Source organism: Melaminivora alkalimesophila (genome assembly GCF_000282995.1).
In the GTDB taxonomy this organism is placed as follows: Bacteria; Pseudomonadota; Gammaproteobacteria; order Burkholderiales; family Burkholderiaceae_C; genus Melaminivora; species Melaminivora alkalimesophila.
Window position 1 is genome coordinate 1 of the sequence record NZ_ALEE01000767.1, and the last position, 6,339, is coordinate 6,339.

Genomic DNA, 6,339 nt, shown 5'->3' on the forward strand with positions numbered 1-6,339 from the left:
CGGCCGGAACCGCCACGCGCAGCAGGGCCGCCGCCAGCACCATCGCGTAGGCGAGCACCTCGGCGCGCGAGGCCACCAGCGGCCGGCCGGTATGGCCCCGCGCGGTGCGCGTCACCATGCCGATGATCAGCCCGCCGATGACGCCCACGCCGAGCGCATGGACCGCCAGGGAAGGCGCCACGATCCCCAGCTGCGCCAGCGCCAGCAGCGCCAGACCGATCGGCAGCCAGGCATAGGACAGGTGCAGGATCCACAGGATCGGGCGGCGCAGCGTGACCCAGGGCTTCCACAGCGCCAGGCGCGCGCCGTTGAGCAGCGCCGCGGCGCCCGCCGCCACCCCCGTGGCCCATGCAGGTGCGCCACACACCCAGAGCACGAAGGCTGCCCCCGTCACCGCCAGCAGCGACAGCTCGAAGCGGCGCGGGATGTTCAGCACCAGCCCGGGCGTCACGTTCTTCGTGAACAGCGGAACCACCCGCCCCGCGATCACGCACACGACCATGATCACCAGGCCCAGCTCGGCATGCAGCGCCGAAAGCGCCACTGCCCCGTCGAGTGCCCCCATCACCGACAGGTGGAAGGCGGCATTCGCCGCGGTCATCACCAGCAGGAGCCCGATCAGCGGCACATTGCGCTTGTTGCGCGCCGCCACCAGCACCCGCAGCAGGACCACGCCCACGGCCGGCAGCAACAGCACGTCGAGCAGCGCGTAGACGGCATAGGGTGCGCCGAAGGCCGCCAGCCGGGCGGCAAGCCACAGCAGCACCAGCGCGCCCAGGGGCGCCCCGCGCGGCGTCGGCAGCCCCGTCCAGGCCTTCACGGCCGTCAGCAGGAAGCCCACGATCACCGCGGCGGCGAAGCCGAACAGCATCTCGTGCGCGTGCCACAGCATCGGCGGAAGGCTGGGCGCAAAGGGCACATGGCCGACAAACATGCCCATCCACAGCGGCAGTGACAGGCAAGCCAGCAGGGCCGCGCCGATGTAGAACGGCCGAAAGCCCAGGCGCAGCACCGGCCATCCGAGCAAAGCGGGCGCGGCCTGGGCCGGCGCCGGGCGGGAAGGACAAGGCAAGGGCTGGTTCATTGCTCGTGGCGCTGCCGCGAAGGCAGGCAGAAGTGAATCATCAATACATTCATTCTATATGAATCTTAAAGCCCAAGGAACCACCTTGCCGGGCCGCCGGCCGGCTTCTTGATCGAAATCAATTGTCAGTGGCTGGCGGTGCGCGACAGCAGCTGGATCACCAGCACCCCGGCAATGATCAACCCCATCCCGACCAGCGCCGGCAGGTCAAGGCGCTGGCCGTAGAGCAACCAGCCTGCGATGGCGATCAGGAAGATGCCCAGGCCCGACCAGATGGCGTACACCACCCCGGTGCTCATGTGGTTCATGACGCGCGCCAGGCAGAAGAACGCGATCCCGTAGCCTGCCAGTGCGAGCAGGCTGGGCGCCAGGCGGGTGAAGCCCTGCGACGCCTTGAGCGCCGTCGTCGCCACCACTTCGGCAGCGATGGCGACGCCCAGCAGGAGCATTGGCGACGCCGGCATCACCCGCCCACGCAGACCAGCCGCTGCTCGCCCAGGCCGGTCGCGCCCAGACGCATCACGTCGCCCGGGCGCAGGAAGCGCGGCTCGGGCCTCTGCCCCAGCCCGACGCCGGCCGGAGTGCCCGTGAGGACCACGTCGCCCGGCTCCAGGGTCATGAACCGGCTGATGTAGGAGAGCACGTCCGGCACCGGGAAGATGAAGTCACGGGTGTTGCCGTCCTGCATGCGCTCGCCGTTCACCTCCAGCCACAGGCCGAGGGCGTGCGGGTCGCCCAGCTCGTCCGGCGTGACCAGCCAGGGGCCGAGCGGCGCGAAGGTGTCGCAGCCCTTGCCCTTGTCCCACTGGCCGCCGCGCTCCATCTGGTAGCTGCGCTCGGACACGTCGTTGGCCAGCACGTAGCCCGCCACGTGGGCCAGCGCCTGCCCGGGCGGCACGGACTGCATGCGCGTGCCGATGACGATGCCCAGCTCCACCTCCCAGTCGGTCTTGACCGCGCCGGGGGGAATGCGCACCGCGTCGTGCGGGCCGCACAGGGCACTGGGCGCCTTCATGAACAGCACCGGCTCGGCGGGCGGCGACAGCCCGGCCTCGCGCGCGTGGTCGGCATAGTTGAGGCCGACGCACACGATCTTGCCCACCCCGGCCACCGGGCAGCCCAGCCGCGCCTGCCCGTCCACGGCTGGCAGGCGCCGCGCGTCGATGGCCGCCAGCGCCGCAAGCGTGCGCGGCGCCAGCTGGGCCGGGCCGATGTCCGGCACCAGCATGGACACGTCGCGCACCTGGCCATCGGGATCGACGATGCCGGCGCGCTCCGCGCCCGCGGGACCAAAGCGTACCAGCTTCATGGGTTGGCTCCTTCTTCACGGGAAACATCGAGCAGGCGCGGCAGCAGCCCCGCCGCCGTGCCACGCAGCACCACGTGCGCCACCCCGTCGAGTTCGGTCGGGGCCGGGTTGACGACCACCACGCGGGCGCCGGCCTGGCGTGCGAGGTGGGCCAGCCCGGCCGCCGGATAGACCGCGCCGGCGGTGCCCACCACGAGCATCAGCTCGCAGGCCCGCGCCGCCTGCTCGGCCGCCTCCAGCACCTCGCCCGGCAGCTGCTCGCCGAACCATACGACGCCCGGGCGCACCAGGTTGCCGCAGCCGCGACAGCGCGGCGGGCTGCCCGGCTCGGCCGCCGCCAGGTCGCAGCATGTGCGCGGCGGCTCCAGCCAGCGGTCGAGCGACAGCTCGCCATGCAGGCACAGCGCTGCCGTGCTGCCCGCCTGGCGGTGCAGCCCGTCCACGTTCTGCGTGATCACCGTCATCCTCCCCGGCCATGCGCGCTCGAAGGCCGCCAGCGCCCGGTGGCCCGCGTTCGGCTCGACGCCCTCGAGCATCGCGCGCCGGTGCGCATACCAGTCCCAGACCCGCTGCGGCGCGGCGCGGAAACCCCGCTCGCTCGCCATTTCCTGCGGATCGAACTTCGCCCAGTGGCCGGTCTGGGCGTCCCGGAAGGTCGGCACGCCCGACTCCGCGCTCATGCCGGCGCCCGTCAGCACGGCGATGCGCGACGCTTCCCGCACCCAGTCGCGCACGCGCCGCTCCGCCTGCAGCGACGCGCTGCGCCCGGTCTCGGTCTCGGTCCCGTTCATGCCGTCGCCCCCCGCTGGCGCAGTGCCTCGTACAGGCACACGGCGCTGGCCACCGACACGTTCAGGCTCTCCACCGCCCCGCGCATCGGGATGCGCACCAGCTGGTCGCAGGACTTGCGCGTCAGTTGGCGCATGCCCGTCCCCTCGGCGCCCAGCACCAGCGCCACCGGCCCCTTCAGGTCGACGTCGTAGAGCGTCTGCTGCGCGTCATCGCTGGTGCCGATGACCCAGATGCCGCGCTCCTTGAGCTCCCCGAGCGTGCGAGCCAGGTTCGTGACCATGAAGTACGGCACGGTCTCGGCCGCTCCGCTGGCGACCTTGGCGACGGTGGCGTTGATGCCGGCGGCGTGGTCCTTGGGGGCGATCACCGCCTGCGCTCCGGCGCCATCCGCCACCCGCAGGCAGGCGCCCAGGTTGTGCGGATCGGTGACGCCATCGAGCACCAGCAGCAGTGGCGGCGCCGCCCCCTCCTCGGCTTCCAGCGCATCGAGCCGCTCGTCGAGCGAGTGCGTCTGCGCCAGCGCCTGCACGCGCGCCGCCACGCCCTGGTGGCCGGCGCTGCCCGCGAGCCGCGCCAGGCGCACGCCGTCGGCCTCGATCAGCCGCACGCCCGCCTCGCGCGCGCGCTCCAGGAACTGGCGCATGCGCGCATCGCGCCGGGAAGCGTCGTGGTAGACCTCGATGATGGACTGGGGCGCGGTCTTCAGGCGCACGCCCACGGCGTGGAAGCCGAACAGGATCTTGGGGGAAGACATGCGCGGATTATCCGGCCGGCGACCTCACTGCCGTCGCCGTCGCCACCCCGGCCGCTAAAATCGCGCGTTTTCCCCGGTTGACAGCCTCTTCACCCTCCGTACGTCCCGGCGGCCGCCGCGCCCGGCACCCCCCTCCCTCCCGCTCCACCATGCTGCTCTCCCCCCTGCTGCGCTGGGCCCGGCGCACCAGCCTCGTCGCCCAGATCGCCATCGCGCTGGTGGCCGGCGTCCTGCTGGCCTTCCTCGCCCCCGGCGTCACGCCCTATGTCGCCTTCCTCGGCACGCTGTTCATCTCCGCCCTCAAGGCGGTCGCGCCGGTGCTGGTGCTGGTGCTGGTCATGGACGCCATCAGCCACCACACGCCGGGCGAGGCCACCGGCATCCGGCCGATCCTGCTGCTCTATGCCATCGGCACCCTCTGCGCCGCGGTGGTCGGCGTGACAGCCAGCCTCTGGTGGCCCAGCACCCTGACGCTGCAGGCCGCCCCGCAGGCGGACATCGCCCCGCCCGGCGCGGTGAGCGAGGTGCTGCTGAACGTCGCGCGCAGCGTGGTGGACAACCCGGTGAACGCGCTGCTGCAGGCCAACTACATCGGCATCCTCACCTGGGCAGTCGCGCTCGGCCTGGCGCTGCGCCACGCTTCCGGCAGCACGCGCGCCGTGCTGCGCGACGGGGCGCAGGCCATCACGACCATCATCCAGGGCGTGATCCGCCTGGCGCCGCTGGGCATCCTGGGCCTGGTGGCCAGCACCTTCGCCGAAGCCGGCACGCAGGCGCTGTGGGGCTACGCCCACCTGCTCGCCGTGCTGGTCGGCTGCATGCTGTTCGTCGCGCTGGTGGTGAACCCGCTGATCGTCTTCGGTGCGATCCGCCGCAACCCCTATCCGCTGGTATTCACCTGCCTGCGCGAGAGCGGCGTGACGGCCTTCTTCACGCGCAGCTCGGCTGCCAACATCCCGATCAACCTGGCACTGGCCCAGCGCCTGGGCCTCAAGGAGGAAACCTACGGCATCGCCATCCCGCTGGGCGCCACCATCAACATGGCAGGCGCGGCCATCACCATCAGCGTGCTGACGCTGGCCGCGGCGCACACGCTGGGCATCCAGGTGGAGCCGCTGAGCGCGCTGCTGCTGTGCGTGGTCGCCTCGGTGTGCGCGAGTGGCGCCTCGGGGGTGGCGGGCGGCTCGCTGTTGCTCATCCCACTGGCCTGCAGCCTGTTCGGCATCGGCAACGACGTCGCCATGCAGGTGGTGGCGGTCGGCTTCGTGATCGGCATCGTGCAGGACTCCGCCGAGACCGCGCTGAACTCGTCGACCGACGTCCTGTTCACCGCCGCTGCCAGCATGGCGCAGGAGCGCCGGTCGGCAGCCGCCTGAAGCCACGGCCGGCGGGCTGCGCTCACGCCATGGCCGCGATGCGGCCGGCCTCGATGGTGATGCGCCGCCCGCAGCGCGCGGCGATCGCCGGATCGTGCGTGACCAGCACCAGGGTCGTTCCCTGCTCACGGTTCAGGGCAAACATCAGGTCCATCACGGCTGCGCCGGTGGCGTGGTCCAGGCTGCCGGTGGGCTCGTCCGCCAGCAGCACCGCCGGCTGCACCACGAAGGCGCGCGCCAGCGCGACGCGCTGCTGCTCGCCGCCGGACAGCAGCTTCGGATAGTGCGACAGGCGCCCGGCCAGGCCGACGCGCCCGAGCATGTCGGTGGCGCGCCCGCGCGCATCGCGCAGTCCGGCCAACTCCAGTGGCAGCATCACGTTCTCCAGCGCCGTGAGGCTGGGCAGGAGCTGGAAGCTCTGGAAGACGAAACCCACGCGGCGAGCACGCAGCGCGGCGCGTGCGTCCTCGTCGAGCGCAAAGAGATCCTCGCCCGCGAGCCGCACCGTGCCGCGCGTGGGCATATCGAGCCCGGCGATCAGCGACAGCAGCGTGCTCTTGCCCGAGCCCGAGGCGCCGACGATGGCCAGCGTCTCGCGCGCCGCCAGCGTGAAATGGATGTCCTGCAGAATGTCGAGGGTTCCCCCCGAATCGGTGACGGACTTGTACAGGTGCTCCACCGCGATGATGGGGGTTGCTGGCACGGTGGCGGAAGGCGTCGGCATGCAGGGAGGATTCCAGTGACGGGCAGGCGAGGAAAAGGGTGGGTTCGGCGCGACTGTATCGCGGTGGTGGGCGCAGCGGCGATGGCGGCTGCCCTGCCCGGCGCGGCATGGGCGGCTGCGGCACGCAGCGCACCGCCCGTCATCCTGGTCGTGGGCGATTCCCTCAGCGCGGAATACGGGATCGCGCGCGGCTCCGGCTGGGTGGCGCTGCTGGAGCGGCGCCTGGCCGGCAAGGGCGTGGCGGCGCGCGTGGTCAACGCCAGCGTCAGCGGCGACACCACCGCCGGCGGGCTGGCGCGG

The 6,339-nt window shown here is 72.1% G+C and carries 8 protein-coding genes; 2 read left to right on the top strand and 6 right to left on the bottom strand.

The genetic code is table 11. The annotated features are described in order from the left end of the window. The 5 genes from A612_RS14760 to rlmB all read right to left on the bottom strand — a co-directional run. Positions 1-1,027 (bottom strand): NnrS family protein (locus A612_RS14760; protein ID WP_019375215.1); only part of this gene is annotated, 1,027 nt, incomplete at its 3' end. Positions 1,028-1,209: 182 nt separating this feature from the next. Further along, a complete protein-coding gene (locus A612_RS14765) occupies positions 1,210-1,548 on the bottom strand; it encodes an SMR family transporter (RefSeq protein ID WP_040437121.1) in 339 nt (112 codons plus the stop codon). Continuing rightward, complete coding sequence (locus A612_RS14770) at positions 1,548-2,393, bottom strand: fumarylacetoacetate hydrolase family protein (RefSeq protein ID WP_019375217.1); 846 nt, start codon at positions 2,391-2,393, stop codon at positions 1,548-1,550. The genes A612_RS14765 and A612_RS14770 overlap by 1 nt, the downstream gene beginning before the upstream one ends. Then, entirely contained in the window at positions 2,390-3,184 is a 795-nt protein-coding gene (locus tag A612_RS14775; protein WP_019375218.1) for an SIR2 family NAD-dependent protein deacylase, read from the bottom strand. The genes A612_RS14770 and A612_RS14775 overlap by 4 nt, the downstream gene beginning before the upstream one ends. Next, positions 3,181-3,939 carry a 23S rRNA (guanosine(2251)-2'-O)-methyltransferase RlmB gene (rlmB, locus tag A612_RS14780; RefSeq protein WP_019375219.1) on the bottom strand — a complete coding sequence of 253 codons (759 nt, stop codon included), beginning with the start codon at positions 3,937-3,939 and terminating at the stop codon, positions 3,181-3,183. The genes A612_RS14775 and rlmB overlap by 4 nt, the downstream gene beginning before the upstream one ends. Before the next feature lie 149 nt (positions 3,940-4,088). Here rlmB and sstT point away from each other — a divergent pair, with 149 nt between their 5' ends. After that, entirely contained in the window at positions 4,089-5,315 is a 1,227-nt protein-coding gene (sstT, locus tag A612_RS14785) for a serine/threonine transporter SstT (RefSeq protein WP_019375220.1), read from the top strand. Between the two features lie 22 nt (positions 5,316-5,337). On the opposite strand, the gene A612_RS14790 is transcribed toward sstT, so the two are convergent. Then, entirely contained in the window at positions 5,338-6,039 is a 702-nt protein-coding gene (locus A612_RS14790; RefSeq protein ID WP_019375221.1) for an ABC transporter ATP-binding protein, read from the bottom strand. 81 nt (positions 6,040-6,120) lie between these two features. Between A612_RS14790 and A612_RS14795 the strand changes: the two genes are divergently transcribed. Then, positions 6,121-6,339 (top strand): SGNH/GDSL hydrolase family protein (locus tag A612_RS14795; protein WP_338131815.1); only part of this gene is annotated, 219 nt, incomplete at its 3' end.